Here is a 15,631-nt window from a genome sequence, read left to right as displayed (position 1 = left end):
CATGGGACGCATCCTTTACGTGTGCCCCTCGGTGCGGCAACCCCGCGGCGGGGTGCGCACGATTTACCACCACGTCGAAACGCTCGTGGCCTCTGGGCGCGAAGCCGCGGTGGTGCACTTCGCGCCGGAGCGTCCTGATTGGTTTGCCTCGTCGGCACCCGTCATCGACGGAAACACCGCGCTGTCTCTGCGCGAGGACGACACCCTCGTTGTCCCCGAAGACTACCCGGCCGCACTCTTGGCCTTGCGACAGGTCCCGCTGCTCAAGGTGGTCTTTTGCCAGAACCACTACCACGTCTTCGAGGTGCTCGAACCCGAGGCTCACTACAGTGATTTCGGGGTGACACGGGTGCTGGCCAGTTCCGACATCATCGCCACCTTTTGTCGCGACACCTTCGGCTTGCCAACCGCCGTGGTGCCCTATGCGCTCGACCTGGACCGCCTCGCGCCTGCACCCGCGCAGAGGCTTCTGCAAGTTGCGTTCATGCCCCGCAAGGGTGCTTGGAACCTGCGCATCGTGCGAGGCCTGCTTCATCACCAACACCCCGAGCTCCGCGATGTGCCCTGGGTGCCCATCGAAAACAAATCTGAGGCCGAAACGGCCGCGATTCTCCAGCAAAGCAGCGTCTACGTGTCTACCAGCCACCGTGAGGGCTTCGGCTTGCCTCCTCTCGAGGCCATGGCGTGCGGCGCCGTGGTGGTGGGCTTCACCGGCGGCGGCGGCGCAGCGTTCGCCCGCCCCGACAACGGCGTCTGGGTGCCTGACGAAAACCCCCTGGCGCTCGCGCGCGCGGTGGCGCAAACGCTCACCGTCTTGAAGCGCGCCCCCGCAGAGCTCGAGCCTCTCCGCGCCAACGCCATGGCCATGGCCCACACCTTCACCTTCGCGCGACAAGCCGAAGCGTTGCGGACCTGCTGGGGTCTCAACGGGCACGAGCAAGGCGCGGGCGCCTGGCGTTAATGGCGCGTAAGCGCAAGCGCAGCGCCCACCACCGCCAAGGCGATGCCCACGGGCACGAGGCGCCGCCAGTGGGCCATGCCCACCGAGGTGGACGAGCCGTCTGTGGCGGTATTGCCCCAGGACCCCGCAGGCGCGCCCCCCGGGGAATCGAAGGGCAGCCCAGAACCAGGCAAGCCCCAGACCGCGGGCAGTCCGGCAGGAATCGAGCCCGCAGCGGCCCACAGCACCCGCCGCATTTCGAGCGCGCTCGCAAACCGCCCCGCACGATCCGAACAGAGAGCTCTGTCGATCACCTGAACCAGCCCGTCCCCAATGTCCAGGTGCAGAGGCTGCAGACGCGGAGCCTCCCCCTCTGCCACACGCATCAGCAGGCCCGTGAGCTCGTCGTCGTCGAAAGGAAAACGGCCACACGCCGCGCGATACAGAATCACACCCACGCTGTAGAGATCCGCGCGTCCATCGAGATCGCGTACGCCCCGGACTTGCTCGCGTGACATGTAGTGGGGAGTGCCCACCGTGTTTCCGGCGGCCGTGAGCCCCGCGTCGCCGGCCCATCCACTCGAGCGCGAAATGCCGAAGTCGAGAAGCTTGGGGATGATCGTATCGCCCTCGCGGGCCAAAAAGATGTTCTCGGGCTTGAGGTCGCGGTGAACGATGCCTCTTTCGTGAACGGCTGCCAGACCCGAGAGCACATCCGACAGGATCGAGACCAGCTCGCGCATGCCCATCAACGGAGGACGCGCCAGCCGCTCTGCGAGCGACTCGCCTTCGAGCCACTCCATGACCATGAAGAACTCGCCACCTTCAGTCTCGCCGAAGTCGAAGAGGTCCACCACGTTGGCGTGACGAACCGAGGCCGCGATCTTCGCCTCGCGCACGAACCGCTCCCGCTTGGCGGTGAGCGGGCCCGCTCCGGCACCGAGCAGCTTCACGGCGCAGGCGCGATCGAGGAGCAGGTGGCGGCCAAGCCATACGCTTCCCATACCGCCTTCGCCCACGAGCTGACACAGGCGGTATTTTCCGCCCAGGATCTCCCCCACTGAAAACCCTCTCGAGGACATGGGACGCGTCCGGCGTCTGCGTTATTATCGGCCCTCGACAGGTCACTCTTGAAGAAAAAAGTGATTGTTTCCGCGGGGAAAACTCGCAACGACGCCTCACCTCGGTCGCTCAAGGTCCCCCCCACGACGTCCGAAGCCCTTCTGCGACTCATGCTCGCCCGGCGCGCCTTCCGTCCGCGTCCTTGCGCCGCCCTGGCAACAGGTGCGCTGTGCTTGCTCCAGGCCTCGTCGGCCCGTGCCGCGTCCGGCGCGCCCGCGGCCCTGCCCTCTTTGGACGAGCTGTGGGTGCTCTTCGCCGCTGTCCTCGTGTTCTTCATGCAGGCCGGCTTCAAGTGCCTCGAGGTGGGGCTCACACAAAGAAAAAGCGGCACCTCGGTGGCGATGAAAAACCTCATCGACTGGGTGCTGACCACCCTTTTCTTTTTCCTCTTCGGCTTTGGCTTTCTCTTCGGCCGATCTCTGTCGGGCCTGCTCGGGACAGACCTCTTCGCGCTTGAAGGGTTCGAACGGCATCATCACGCCCTGGGCCTGACGTTCTTCTTGTTTCAAGCCGCCTTCGCAGGAACGTCGACCACGATCGTCTCAGGGGCCATGGCCGAGCGCACCAGCTTCATGGCGTACCTGGTCGGGTGTATTTGGCTCGCGGGGTTCGTTTACCCGGTGTTTGGTCATTGGGTCTGGAGTGGTGCTTTCGATCCGAATAACCCTGGGTGGCTCGAACAGCTGGGCTTCATGGATTTCGCGGGGTCGTCGGTGGTCCACTCCACGGGCGCGTGGTTCGCGCTCGTCGGCATGACCTTGGTGGGGCCTCGCCGTGGACGTTTCGACGCCCACGGTGCCCCGCGCCCCTTGCGCTCCCACAGCATCGCATATGCCGGACTGGGGGTGTTCATCCTGTGGATGGGCTGGTGGGGATTCAATGGAGGCAGCACCCTCGCGTTCAATGCCAGCGTGGCGCGGATCATCCTGAACACCAACCTGGCGGGCGCCATGGGGGGCTTCGTGGCCTTTGCGCATGCGCAAGCCTTTCCGGGTCGCAAGGACGTCGCCGAGAAGTTCCTGGGCGGCATCCTGGGCGGGCTCGTGGCGATCACCGCCGGTTGCCACGTCGTCACGCCGCTGGCCGCACTGGCGGTGGGAGCGGCCGCGGGCCTGGTGCATAATCTCAGTTACGACTGGATGCTTTACCGGCTGAGGATCGATGATCCCGTTGCGGCGGTTCCGGTACACGGGTTCTGCGGAGTCTGGGGCGTCTTGGCCGTGGCGCTCTTCGGACGGCCTGAACGCCTCAACCACCCGTGGCTGTATCAGCTCGGCATTCAGGCCTTGGGCGCGGCCGTCTGTCTGGTGTGGGCCGCGTTGAACGCCGCCTTCGTCTTTACGCTGGTGGGAAAGACCATTGGGTTGAGGGTCACGGCCACCGAGGAGGAGCTGGGCGTCGAGCTCACGCCGGACCTCATGGGCCGGGGCCCCTCCCCCCGTCCGCCTTCCTGACCGACCAACAGGGGCGTTGGAACCTGCCGGTGCGCCAGCCACGCTCGCCTCGCAAAATGGCGTGTGGGCGCTCTTGTTGTGCCTCGTAACAAACGTAACGAGCCCGCAACCATGACCTCCGCTCTGCCCGCTCGGGGTGGGGCCCATCGCGCGCAGCGGGCCTCGGAGCGGCTTCGGCAATTCGGCCGACCTTTGTCGGTTCGGCGGTTCCTTTCAAGCGGTTGGGTCGAGGCACGCGCCGTGTAGGGTCCGAAACGTTCGAACGACGCGCCCGTGCCGCAGGAGGTTGGCACGCCTCGTGCGTGAGGAGCACAGCAACGCCAACTCGAACCTCAGGAGACGAGCATGAAGACTTTCGCGATGATGAGTGCATCTGCAGGCCTGTTCTTTGCGAGCGCCGTCGCGTTCGCACAAGCCCAAGAGGGGCAGGGCTTGCAAGGAGCAGAAGACGACGACACGAACACCGCAAAGACCGGCTCGGCAGAAGACCAAGCCGAGGCCATCGACTCCTACCCTGCCGAAGAGGGTAAGCCCGATTTGGATCCACGCCCAGAGCCTCCGCGACCCGTGGGCGGTGAAGAGTCTCCAGGCATCATCAGGCAAGCGGGCATTGGCGGCCCCGTCGCCTATGCTCGTGCGGGCGTACTCGAGCTCGGTGGCTCGGTAGGCTTCACTGTGGCGAACGACGTTCAGAGCATCGACGTGTCACCTAGCATCGGGTGGTTCATCGCCGACAACCTGGAGCTGTCGGCCATCCTGGGCATCACTTACGTGAACGCCGATGATTCGGATGCCACGTTCGCCAAGCTGCTCTTCGAGCCCAGCTACCACCTGCCCTTCAACGACATGCTCTTTGGCTTCCTGGGCATCGGCTTGGGTGGCACATACTCGAGTGACGTCGACCTGGGCTTTGCCGTGGCGCCGCGCCTCGGAGTCAACGTCATGGTGGGCAGGTCAGGCATTTTGACGCCTGCGATTAGCTGGATCTACTCGACGAACGATGTGACGGACTCGGGTCAGGGTCAGCTGGTTCAAGTGAGCAACGCCTTGACGATGAACGTCGGCTACACGGTCATGTGGTAGCCGAGGCGCCGCTGGCACGAAGACCCGCCGCGGACGCGAACAACGGGCGTTGGCACCAACCTGGTGGCCAACGCCTTCTCTGAAGGTCGATGGGAGGAGGGGAGAGATGAAAACACTCGCATTCGCAACACTCGCCGTACTGGCAATCACGCCTGCCGTGGCACAGGCCCAAACCCAAGGGGGTGGCATGGACACTCAGGCTCCCACAGGGGGGCCCAGCGTCGAAGGGACAAGCGGCACAGGAACGATGCAAGCGCCGCCGAAGGCCAAGCCTGGGCGCTCATCCCGTGGGGCTGGCATGAAAACCGAGGCGTCCACGATCACCTTCGCGGCGGGCTCAGCGACGCTGGACGACGCCGCGAAGGACAAACTGAAGGACGTCGCGACGTGGCTCGAGGGCAATAGCCAAAGACAGGTTTACATCACCGCGAGCGGAACATCGCCCGAGGCCGAGTCCGAGGGAAGCGCTCTGGCAGCTCGTCGCGCCCAGGCCGCCGAGTCGTTCCTTGAAGGCCAACTCACCAACGGCAACGACGATCAGGTGAAGGTGGCCGGACCGGGAGAGGCCGTGCCCCGCAGTGGCGGTATGAACCAAAAGGTCCTCAAGGTCGCCACGGAGACCCAAGGCCTGAACCCCGGTGCCCCGAGGCGAAGCGGAGAGGCCCCTGATGTCATCGGCGTGTACAGAGAGACCGTGGTGATCCCTCTCGACCAAAGCGGCGCAGGCGCCCCGGCAACGAACGTCAGTCGCCAAACACAAGGCACCGGTGAGGTGGGACAGGTCTCTTCGCCTGGCAGCGAAGGGGAGCAAGCGGACGAGGAAGGCCCCCGGACCAGCGACACCGGCACACGTAGCCTGGCGGCCAGCACGACCCCCATGGACGGAGCCGACACCAGCGACAGCGACGGTGCGAGCGCCCTCGCCGAAGAGTCCTCCTCATCGGGCTACGGCCCCACCGCCCAGGCGGACACGGGCACGACGGGTGACCCCGACGTCACGGTACGCGTATACGACCCCTACGACTACGAAGGGTCTTCAGGCGAGACCATGCTGTGGAGGGAACGTCCCTCTCACCTCCTCACGCCTGCCGGTCTTGGAATCAGCGTGGGAGGGGGCATCACCAACTTCATCAACACCGACACGAGCGACGTAGCGGGCCTTGGGGGCCTGTGGGAGGCCCGTCTGACTTACGGCACCCGCTCCTTCGTGGCCGTCGAGGCGGCTTACGTGGGCTCAGCTCAACCCACTGACGTAACCGGCTTGTCGAGTGATGCGAATTTGATTGGCAACGGGGGCGAGGCCAACCTGCGCATCAACTTCACCCGCACCACCGTCCAGCCCTACATTTTCGGGGGCGGGGGGTGGACCCACTACCAACTCGTCAACGACGACGTGAACTTGTCCGGGGTCGACAGCCGTGACGACGTCTTCTTCGTCCCCGCAGGCGTCGGCCTCGGCATCCACGCAGGAGGCTTTCTGTTCGACATCCGGGGAACCGCTCGCTTCGCCTTCGACGAGCAATTGGTCGACAGCGCGGTCTCGGGCAACGGAGATCTCGACAGCTGGTCCGCCTCCGCGCGGCTCGGCTGGGAGCTATGAGCCCCGGCTCTCGATGACAGGAGCGTTCGCGGAGCCCTGTGGCTCCGCGTTTCGCTTTTCGGGTCCTGTCCGCCTACGGGCCCGAGGCTTCGGCGCCAAGCCGGTTCAAGGCCGCTGCGGCCCTCACCAATGAGACCAGACGCTCGATGAAATCCGAGTCATCGAGCGGGGTGGTCTCGGTGAGGCGCACATGCCTCATCTCCTGACCGCCCCCCACCAGCAAGCCCTCGCCTGGAAGCTCGGCGCCCCGCCAGAACCCGAAGTTCACGGTGCTTTTGAAGACCGCGATGTAGGAGAACGGGCCACCAAGCTCGTAGGTCGGTTGGCCCCACTTGATGGACTCGCGGGCTTCAGGAGCGGCCTCTGCGATGATGGCGCGCAAACGATTGACGGCCTTCGCCTTCCAGCCCACGAGAGCGGCGGCGTAGTCGGCAACTGTCAGGCCCCCATGGCGGGCAGGCCGTCTCCGGGTGCGTTCAAGGGGGCGTTCTGGGTCAGGCTCCGCGTCGCCGTCGGCAGCACCACCTGCATCGCCGCTGGACTCGGCGCCCTGCGGAGAGGAGGACTCGCCCGTCGGCTCGATCACTGGGGCAGATGCCACCGGCTTCGCAGCCCGCTTCGCCTTGCTGGCCTTCGGGGCGACCTTCTTGGCTGCCTTCTTGGCAGCGCGCTTGGACGCCTTCTTGGCGCCCCGGGGGCTTGCCGTTTTGGCCGCTTTTTTCCCGCCTTTTTTCCCGGCTTTTTTGGCCGTTTTCCTGCTCGCTTTTTTGGCGGCCTTTTTGCCTGCCCTCTTGCTTGTCTTTTTGGCCGCCTTTTTCGTGGCCTTTTTAGCCGCCTTTTTGGACTTCTTTGCGGCCTTCTTCACAGCCGAGCCCTTGGCCTTTTTCGAGGACTTTTTCGGGCGCCTCGATGGTCCACCAGCCTTCCGCTTCATCGCCATGGAAGCCGATGGTACCAGAAGTGCTGCGAAAACAAGAGTTTTTCGCAACATCGCTTACCTCGCACAGTGCCTTTCGGCGTGAACGTATGTGCGGTCTGCACGCGAACGAAGAACCGCCCGCATGACGAGACGATCGCGATTCCCTGCGTTCACGTCTCCGTTACACCTGAGTCGTCGGCCGTGACGCGTGCTGTGATATAGTCGCGACCCCCATGTTTACGGCCTTCGTCGCGGCTGCACTCGCCTACCCCACGGTCCTCTGGACGGTCGCCCTTGGCTTCGTCCTGCTCTACTGGCTGTTGGTGGCGGGCGGCTCGCTCGACGTGGAAGCGCTCGGGGGCGCGGACGGCGTGGGAGACGCGGCGGGCACACCGGCGGACGCAGGCCTCGGCGCAGCGGCGGGGCTGTTCAACTTCCTCGGCCTTCGCCACGTGCCCCTTACCGTTTACGGCACGGCCGTGGCGCTCTTCAACTTCGTCGCGTGCCACTTCACCCTCGCACTGACAGGGCCCGTCGCCCTCCTGCCGGGAGCGATCATCGCCTTTGGCCTGCTCGTGGTCTCGCTGCCTCTTTGTGGTGTCCTGGTACGACCGCTGCGGCCGCTCTTCAAGGTGCACGAAGCGCCCCGGCGTGCGCACCTCGTAGGCAAGTTGGGTGAGGTGGCCACGGGCCGTGTCGACGCGCGTTTCGGTCAGGCCCGCGTGGACGACGGCGGGGCTGGACTCATCGTGGAGATCCGATCCACGCCGGCCACCGCGCTCGCACGAGGTGAGCGGGTGGTGCTCGTCGCGTGGGATGTGAAGCGGGAGGCTTTCGAGGTCGAGCGCTTCGACGACGTACTCCCTGCCCGCGACTCCCCTGCGCCCCAGGGCGGGGAACCTCCCAACACCTGACGTTTCGGAAAACCATGTTCGAGGACCGGGCGTGACCCGCCTGGCAAACCTTCAGCCGGTCAGAACAGAACAACTCGAGGGCTCCGATGAGCGACATTCTAGACAATCAGACCTTGCAAATGGCCCTGCTGCTGGGCGGCGCGATGGCCGCGCTGCTCCTGGTCGTGGGCGTATTCATCTCTCGCTTCTACCGCAAGGTGGATCAGGGCCGCGCCTTGATCGTCAACACCCTGCGTACCGAGCCCACGGTTACGTTCACGGGCGCCGTGGTGATCCCGGTCATCCATCGCGCCGAGGTGATGGACATCTCCGTCCGCACGATCGAGATCGATCGGCGGGGCAAGGAGGGCCTCATCTGCAAGGACAATATCCGCGCCGACATCCGCGTGAACTTCTTCGTACGCGTCAACAAAACCGCCGAAGACGTTTTGAAGGTCGCTCAGGCGATCGGCTGCGCCCGTGCCTCCGATGCGGAGACGCTCGAACAGCTCTTCGTGGCGAAGTTCTCCGAAGCGCTCAAGACCGTGGGCAAGCGCCTCGAATTCGAGGAGCTCTACACGAAGCGCGACGATTTTCGCGACCAGATCATCGACGTCATCGGGAAAGACCTCAACGGCTACGTGCTCGACGATGCGGCGATTGACTTTCTCGAGCAGACCCCTCTCGAGATCCTCGATCCCAGCAACATCCTCGATGCGCAGGGGATCCGAAAAATCACCGAGATCACAGCGGGACAAAACGTCAGCACGAATGATCTCAAGCAAGAAGAGCTCAAGGCGATCACGAAGAAGAACGTCGAGGCCGCCGAGGCCATCATGGAGCTCGAGAAGCAGCGTGCGGACGCGGAGGCCCGCCAGCGGCGCGAGATCGCCAGCATCCAAGCGCGCGAGGGCGCCGAGACGTTGCGCGTTCAGGCCGAAGAGAAGCAGAAAGCCGAAGTGGCCCGCATCCGCCAAGAAGAAGAGGTTGCGATCGCCGACGAAAACCGCCGGCGGCAGGTCGAAGTGGCCCAGAAGAACCGCGAGCGTGTGGTGGCAGTCGAGAACGAACGGGTGTCGAAAGACCGCGACCTCGAGGCCATCTCGCGCGAACGTGAGGTCGAGCTGCAACGGATCGAGAAGGAAAAGGCCCTCGAGCTCGAACGCAAGCTCATCGCAGACGCGGTGGCGGGACGCATTGCGGTGGAAAAGCAGGTGGCAGAGGAAGAGGAGCGCATTCGCGACCTGCGCGTACTCGCTGAGGCCAAGAGACAAAAAGACGCTCACCTCATCACTGCCGAGGGCAAAGCTCAAGAGCAGGTCATCGCAAAGCTGAAGAACGCCGAAGCCGAAGCCGAGGTGGCCAAGTTCGTGGCGAAGCAAGCGGTGGTCAAGGCCGATGCGGATCTAGAAGCCGCCGACCGCGTGGCCCGGAGCAAGCTGCGGATCGCCGAGGGTGTTCAAGCCGAAGCCGCGGCCGACGGCCTGGCCCGCGTGCGGGTCAAGGAGGCCGATGCCCTGGCCACGGAGAAGGTGGGGCTGGCGCAAGCCCGCATCACCTTCGAGCAGCTCCAGGCCGAAGCCAAGGGCAAAGAGGTGCAAGCCAGCGCCATCGCAAAGGTGGGCCAGGCCGAGGCGCACGCCAAACAGCAGATGCTGCAAGCCGAGGCCGCGGGCGTGGAGGCGCAGGGCCTGGCCGAGATCAAGGTGAAGGAGGCGGACGCGGCGGCCATCGAGAAGGTCGGCGTGGCGCAGGCCACGGCCATTCGCGAGCGCATGGCCGCCGAGGCGCAGGGCCTTTCGCAGAAGGCAGAGGCCATGCAGCAGCTCAAGGGCGACGCGCGCGAACACGAGGAGTTCAGGATGCGCCTCGAAAAGCAGACCGAAGTCGCCCTCGAGTCGCTCAAGGCGCGGGTCTCGATCGCCGAGGAGCAGGCCACCGTCATGGGTAAGGCCGTATCCGAGGCGAAGATCAACATCGTGGGCGGCGACGGTGCGTTCCTCGACAAGTTCTTCAAGGCCGTTTCGCTCGGGCACGCGCTCGACGGCGCCGTGGGCAACAGCCAGCTGCTGGGCCAAATGGCAGATGAGTACACGAGCGGCGAAGCGAGCCTCCGCGAGGACCTCAAAGAGGTGCTGAGCCGGCCCGCGCTCACCACGGAGGCCCTGAAGAACCTGAGCGTGGTGGCGGCCTTGAATCACGTCATGAAGGCCGCGGACGGCACCAAGCGCATGGCGCTCGAGCGCCTGCTTGCGCAGGCCCAGGACCTGGGTCTCGAATAAACCGCGAGACCGCGGGGGGCGAAAGGTCGCCTTCCCGCGGCAGGTGCCGGCCATGGCTGAAACAATCGAAACGCAACGGCCCACGAGCGGCGTGGGTGATGGATACGAGGTCATTCGGGCGCGGCTCATCGAGCAGGCTCGGGCCCTGGCCGAGCGCGCCCAGGCGCTCAACGAAGCCCGCAAGGCTGCCTTCGGCAGCACGGAATGGGCGGTGTTATCGAGCCATCGCGCGCGCACCGAGAACAACTGCGTCCCGGCCGACATCCTGATGGTCCGAGGCGACCTGCTGTTCGGCTACAACGTGTTTCTCGGCCTCAAGACGGAAACCGCTGTGGGCGACGTCTTCGGGCTTCACCGGTTCGAGTCCGTGGATGGCGACATGGATCTCGTGCCGGTGCAGACCGGCGATCCGACCCTGTCCCTGCTGTCCGAGCCACGCTTCGTTGCCGATTTTCAAGAGCTCTACAGATACTACAAGCACGCACGTCTCACGAAGCTGTCGCGCACGGACACCAAGGTCCTGGCCATCTTTCGCATGGGGCCCAACCCGGGCGACCTGCGGGTGTTTCGGTGGGGTTTGGGTCGCGACGGAGCGCCCTCGTACATCGACAACCGGGGTGAGCGCGACTTCGTTTTTCCCCCGCAACACACCTTCGAGTGGATCGAAGCCACGCGCGACATGCACGTGGGCGGACGCTTTCCCCACGTCAACGTGCTCGACACGATCTTCGTCGAGACCACGGGCGGCACCCTCACGATCAAGGTCGAAAACAACACCGAAGACGGGCAAGGCATCTACAACGAGCCCGTCGATGATCCCCGGCAGGCACTCGACGACGCTGCCATCGCGTTCGCCCGGGTGGGCGCTCTCGTTCTGCTACGCATCCGCCCCTTCAACGAAAAGGTCACACGCTACCTGGTCTACGCAACACGGGCCCGTCACGTCAGCCGTATCGACGCCATCGGGCATGCGTGCGTCGAGCTTCCGGAAGACCACGGCATCATCTTTCCGGGCGGGTACTGCCTTCAGGATGGCCAGCACAAAGTCTTCGAGGGAGACTTTCAGGGCCTGGAATTCGAACGCAGCGTGCGCGCCCCGAACGGCGAGGACGTGCTTTACGTCTTTCACCGCAGATCCGACGGGCTGTACACCTTGCTCGTCTACAACCTCATCGAAAAACGTGTCTCGACGCCCTTGCGCTGCCATGGCTACAGCCTCTTCGAGGACGGACGCATGGTGGTGTTCCGCTCCGAGTCCGACGAGCCGACGCGCGTCCACCCCATGCAAGTCTGGCGAACGCCCTTTCTGAGCGACGAGCACGCCGCGCGGGCGCCGAAGGTCACTGGCCCCCTTGGCAAGGTGGGCAACTCACAGCTCGTGCGCGGCATCTCGGACGCGTTCGCGATCCGGCGCTTGGCGGAAGACACCTCGCCAAGCCGGCAGGTCTACGAAGACCTCATCGCACAGATTGGGCGCACCTTGGACCTTCATCACTGGTTGGGTGAGGCCTTGGCACCGGGGGGCAACCTGCTCGAGCCCCTGTCGGCGATCCGCCACACGGCGGAGCTGGTCGTCGACGAATTCGAGAAGGTCGAGGCGCTGCGGGCCCAGGCCGACAAGCAGCTGGCTGCCGCCAAGAGCACCCAGGCCGAGCTGCACAAGACCCTGAGACCAGACAGCTGGTCGGCCATCTCGCCGTACATGGAGGCCTTGAGCGCGCTGCGGGCCGAGCGAGGCCACCTGATTGGTCTCAAGGAGGTGCGCTACGTCGACGGCGCCACCGTCGACGCCCTCGAGGCGAAGACAGTCAAAGCGTTCGAGACGGTGAGCCAGGCTGCGGTGCAGTTCTTGCTCCGAGACGACGCCTTTGGGCCTGTCATGGGCGAACTCGCGGACCTGACGGCGCGGGTGGGCCAGATCGAGAAGACCCGTGAGCTTGCGCCCCTGGCCGGCAAGGTCGAGGCGCTCAATCAGGGGCTCAACGTTCTGTCGGAGGTGACGAGCGGCCTGGCCGTCGACGATCCCACGGTGCGCACCACGATCCTGGAGCGCATCGCGGAGGCGTACGGCCAGTGGGGGCGCCTGCGGGCCACCCTGGAGGCGCGACGGAAGACCCTGCTCCGCGCCGAGGGCGAGTCCGAGTTCGCGGCCCAATTCAAGCTCTTCGATCAGACCGTCACGAGCGCCGTGGGCTTCGCAGAGTCCCCGGAGTCGTGCGACGAGCAGCTGTCACGGCTCATGGTTCAGATGGAGGAGCTCGAGTCTCGCTTCTCCGAGTTCGACGAGTATCTCAGCACCCTGGCCGCCAAGCGCGAAGAGGTGTACGAGGCCTTCAGCCAAAAAAAACAGCGCCTGCTCGACGAGCGTCAGCGCCGCGCAACGCACCTGGTGGCGGCCGCCGAACGCATCCTCGAGGGGGTCAAGCGACGCACCCAGGGGCTGAAGAGCGTCGACGAGCTCAACGGCTACTTCGCCGCCGATCCGATGATCCTGAAAGTGCGGGAGTTGGCAGCTCGCCTCGCCGACCTCGGCGAAGGCCCCCGGGGCGACGAGCTGCTTGCCAAGGTCAAGAGCGCACAGCAGGACGCCCTGCGGAGCCTCAAGGACAAGCTCGACCTTTTCGAGGATGGCGACAATGTCCTTCGCCTCGGCAAACACCGCTTCACCGTCAACACGCAGCCTCTCGAGCTCACCCTCGTGCCCGACGCCACCCAAGAGACGATGGAGCTCGCCATCACGGGTACGGACTTTCGCGAGGCCGTGGCCGACGAGGCGTTCCTGGCAACCAAGCCCTATTGGTCGCAAACGCTCATCTCCGAGACCTCCGACGTCTACAGAGCCGAGCACCTGGCGGCGTGTCTGCTGTTGGACGCCGAAGCAGGCACGGACGGCGCCACGCTCGCTGCGCTCCACGAAGCCCGACGCAGCCCCGAAGGGCTCACGACGCTGGTGCGAAAAGCGGCGGCGGCACGCTACGAAGAGGGCTACGAACGGGGCGTGCACGACGCGGATGCAGCCCTGCTGCTGGATCGCCTGCTCGAGCTGCGTGACAGCGCGGGCCTTCTGCGCTTTGCCCCCTCGGCCCGCGCCTTGGCGGTCTTGTTTTGGGTCGAGGCCCCTTCCGACAGCCCACGCACATCCTGGCACCGACGCGCCGCCAGCCTCGCCCGGCTGCGCACGAGCCTCGGGCCGACGGGGGCGCACGAAGAGCTGGCCGCCGAGCTCGACGGGGCGCTGCGCGTCTTCGCCGAGGGGCTTGGCTTTGCGGGCCAGGGACTGACCGCGCAGGCAGCCCGTTATCTGGTTGAAGAACTGGGCACGGACGCCCCCCGCTTCGTGTGCAGCCATGAAGCCGTCGCCGTGCACACGGCCTTCGTGGCCCAGCTCGATCGGGACGGCCACCGTGTGGCGTTCGAGGAAGATCTGCGCCAGCTGCGAGGCGAGCTGCCCGCCCGTCTCGCCGTGGCGCGCGCCTGGGTGCAGGCGTTCGTCGGGCGGCCCGCGGCGGCGGACGCGGCGGCAGATCCCCGGTCCGGGCACTTCACGGACGAAGTGGTGGTGAGACTCCTCACCGAGGGCCGCGTCGACAGAAGCGAGACCGCGGCACGCACCGTGCTCGTCGTCGAGGGTCTCGTGGGGAGCCACGGGCGCATCGAAGGTGGCCGCTGTGAGCTGCGTCTCGACACCTTCCTGCCCCGCCTCGAACGCTTCCGTAGTGAACGCGTGCCTGGATTTCGTGCGTTTCGCGTGGCCCGGCAAGCGCTCGTCGAGCGGGAGCGTGCGCGGCTGCGCCTCGATGAGTACAAGCCCAAGGTGCTGACGTCCTTCGTACGCAACCGCCTGGTCAACGAGGTCTACTTACCTCTCGTGGGCGACAACCTCGCCAAACAAATGGGCGCGGCGGGCGAGAAAAAACGCACGGACCTCATGGGTCTTTTGCTGGTGATCTCCCCACCGGGATACGGCAAAACCACGTTGATGGAATACGTGGCCAGCCGGCTGGGTCTCGTGTTCATGAAGGTCAACGGCCCCTCTCTCGGGCACGACGTGCGTTCGCTCGATCCCGCGGAGGCGCCGAACGCCACGGCCCGGCAAGAGGTGGAGAAGATCAACCTCGCGCTCGAGATGGGTAACAACGTGATGCTCTATCTCGACGACATCCAGCACACCCACCCCGAGTTGTTGCAGAAGTTCATCTCGCTCTGCGATGCCCAACGACGCATCGAGGGCGTGTGGAAGGGGAAAACCCGCACCTACGACCTGCGCGGCAAGCGCTTCTGCGTGGTCATGGCCGGCAACCCCTACACCGAATCGGGAGATCGCTTTCAGATCCCCGATATGCTGGCGAACCGGGCGGACACCTACAACCTGGGCGACATCCTCTCGGGCAAGGACGACGTCTTCGCGCTCAGCTACATCGAAAACGCCATCACATCGAATCCGGTGCTGCAACCGCTCGGCACCAGGGATCCCGGTGACATCCACAAGCTCGTACGCATGGCCCAGGGTGAGGCCGTGCCCACGACGGGCTTGGCCCACGACTACGCCGCCGTTGAACTTGGCGAGATCGTCGCCGTGTTCAAGCACCTCTTTGCGGTGCAAAAGACCTTGCTGGAGGTCAACCGGACGTACATCACCTCGGCGTCCACAGACGACCGCTTTCGCACCGAGCCTCCGTTCAAGCTGCAAGGCAGCTACCGCAACATGAACAAGCTTGCCGAGAAGGTGGTGGCCGCCATGACCTCCGACGAGCTCGATCGGCTCATCGAGGATCACTACGTGGGCGAGGCCCAGACGCTCACCACGGGCGCTGAACACAATCTGCTCAAACTGGCGGAGCTCCGTGGCCGCCTGACTCCCGTCCAGGCGGCACGCTGGGCGGAGATCAAACGCGAGTACCTGCGGGTCAAGAAGCTGGGCGGCGCCGAAGACGATCCGGTCACGCGCGTGACAGGTCAGCTCTCGGACCTCGGCAGCCACCTGCAGGGCATCCGCGGTGCGCTCGAGAAGGTGAGCCCGAGCGGCGCCACGCCCAAGCCCGAAGGGGATGGCCTGCCTCCGTGGTTGGCCGACCACCTCGGCCGGCTCGACGCGATCTTGCACGCCATCGAGAAACGCCCGGTCAATCTGGCGATCCACCAGGAACCTCCGCGCGGCATAGAGGAGCTGCTCGGCCAGCAGGTGGCCATCGTCGAACGCACGCTCATCCCGCTCGTACGCGCGGCGGCCCGCAACATGGAAGACCGCCAGGCGCTCGAGCGCAAGGTGGAACAGCTTCTCGGCGCTCTACGCGGCACCGTGGGCTCGGCCGGTTAGGCGCACCCCTCGAGGCCTTGG

Annotated in this window: 10 protein-coding genes; 8 read left to right on the top strand and 2 right to left on the bottom strand. The window is 65.4% G+C overall.

The genetic code is table 11. The features are described 5' to 3' along the window. Position 1: 1 nt before the first annotated feature. Entirely contained in the window at positions 2 to 961 is a 960-nt protein-coding gene (locus KA712_03365) for a glycosyltransferase (protein ID MCG5051977.1), read from the top strand. Here the strand turns inward: KA712_03365 and KA712_03360 are convergent. After that, positions 958 to 2,022 (bottom strand): serine/threonine protein kinase, encoded by a 1,065-nt coding sequence (locus tag KA712_03360; GenBank protein ID MCG5051976.1) that lies wholly within the window; start codon positions 2,020 to 2,022, stop codon positions 958 to 960. The two genes, KA712_03365 and KA712_03360, sit on opposite strands and share 4 nt — an antisense overlap. Positions 2,023 to 2,172: 150 nt before the next feature. Here KA712_03360 and amt point away from each other — a divergent pair, with 150 nt between their 5' ends. The 3 genes from amt (at position 2,173) to KA712_03345 (ending at position 6,199) form a co-directional block, all read left to right on the top strand. Next, positions 2,173 to 3,516, top strand: a complete 1,344-nt coding sequence (gene amt, locus KA712_03355; GenBank protein ID MCG5051975.1) for an ammonium transporter — start codon at positions 2,173 to 2,175, stop codon at positions 3,514 to 3,516. 345 nt (positions 3,517 to 3,861) lie between these two features. Then, a complete protein-coding gene (locus KA712_03350; GenBank protein MCG5051974.1) occupies positions 3,862 to 4,599 on the top strand; it encodes a hypothetical protein in 738 nt (245 codons plus the stop codon). Between the two features lie 106 nt (positions 4,600 to 4,705). After that, a complete protein-coding gene (locus KA712_03345; GenBank protein MCG5051973.1) occupies positions 4,706 to 6,199 on the top strand; it encodes an OmpA family protein in 1,494 nt (497 codons plus the stop codon). Positions 6,200 to 6,272: 73 nt separating this feature from the next. Here the strand turns inward: KA712_03345 and KA712_03340 are convergent, their stop codons facing one another. Beyond that, complete coding sequence (locus tag KA712_03340; GenBank protein ID MCG5051972.1) at positions 6,273 to 6,800, bottom strand: DUF1801 domain-containing protein; 528 nt, start codon at positions 6,798 to 6,800, stop codon at positions 6,273 to 6,275. Positions 6,801 to 6,858: 58 nt separating this feature from the next. Between KA712_03340 and KA712_03335 the strand changes: the two genes are divergently transcribed. The 4 genes from KA712_03335 (at position 6,859) to KA712_03320 (ending at position 15,610) form a co-directional block, all read left to right on the top strand. Further along, complete coding sequence (locus KA712_03335; protein ID MCG5051971.1) at positions 6,859 to 7,221, top strand: hypothetical protein; 363 nt, start codon at positions 6,859 to 6,861, stop codon at positions 7,219 to 7,221. A gap of 130 nt (positions 7,222 to 7,351) precedes the next feature. Beyond that, complete coding sequence (locus KA712_03330) at positions 7,352 to 8,032, top strand: YqiJ family protein (GenBank protein MCG5051970.1); 681 nt, start codon at positions 7,352 to 7,354, stop codon at positions 8,030 to 8,032. 86 nt (positions 8,033 to 8,118) lie between these two features. Continuing rightward, a complete protein-coding gene (locus KA712_03325) occupies positions 8,119 to 10,293 on the top strand; it encodes a hypothetical protein (protein MCG5051969.1) in 2,175 nt (724 codons plus the stop codon). 52 nt (positions 10,294 to 10,345) lie between these two features. Next, a complete protein-coding gene (locus KA712_03320) occupies positions 10,346 to 15,610 on the top strand; it encodes a DNA repair ATPase (GenBank protein ID MCG5051968.1) in 5,265 nt (1,754 codons plus the stop codon). Positions 15,611 to 15,631: the final 21 nt, after the last annotated feature.

The organism is Myxococcales bacterium (assembly GCA_022184915.1).
In the GTDB taxonomy this organism is placed as follows: Bacteria; Myxococcota_A; Polyangia; order Fen-1088; family Fen-1088; genus JAGTJU01.
Note: the sequence above shows the minus strand (reverse complement) of the source record. Positions and strands in the feature narration are given on the sequence as shown.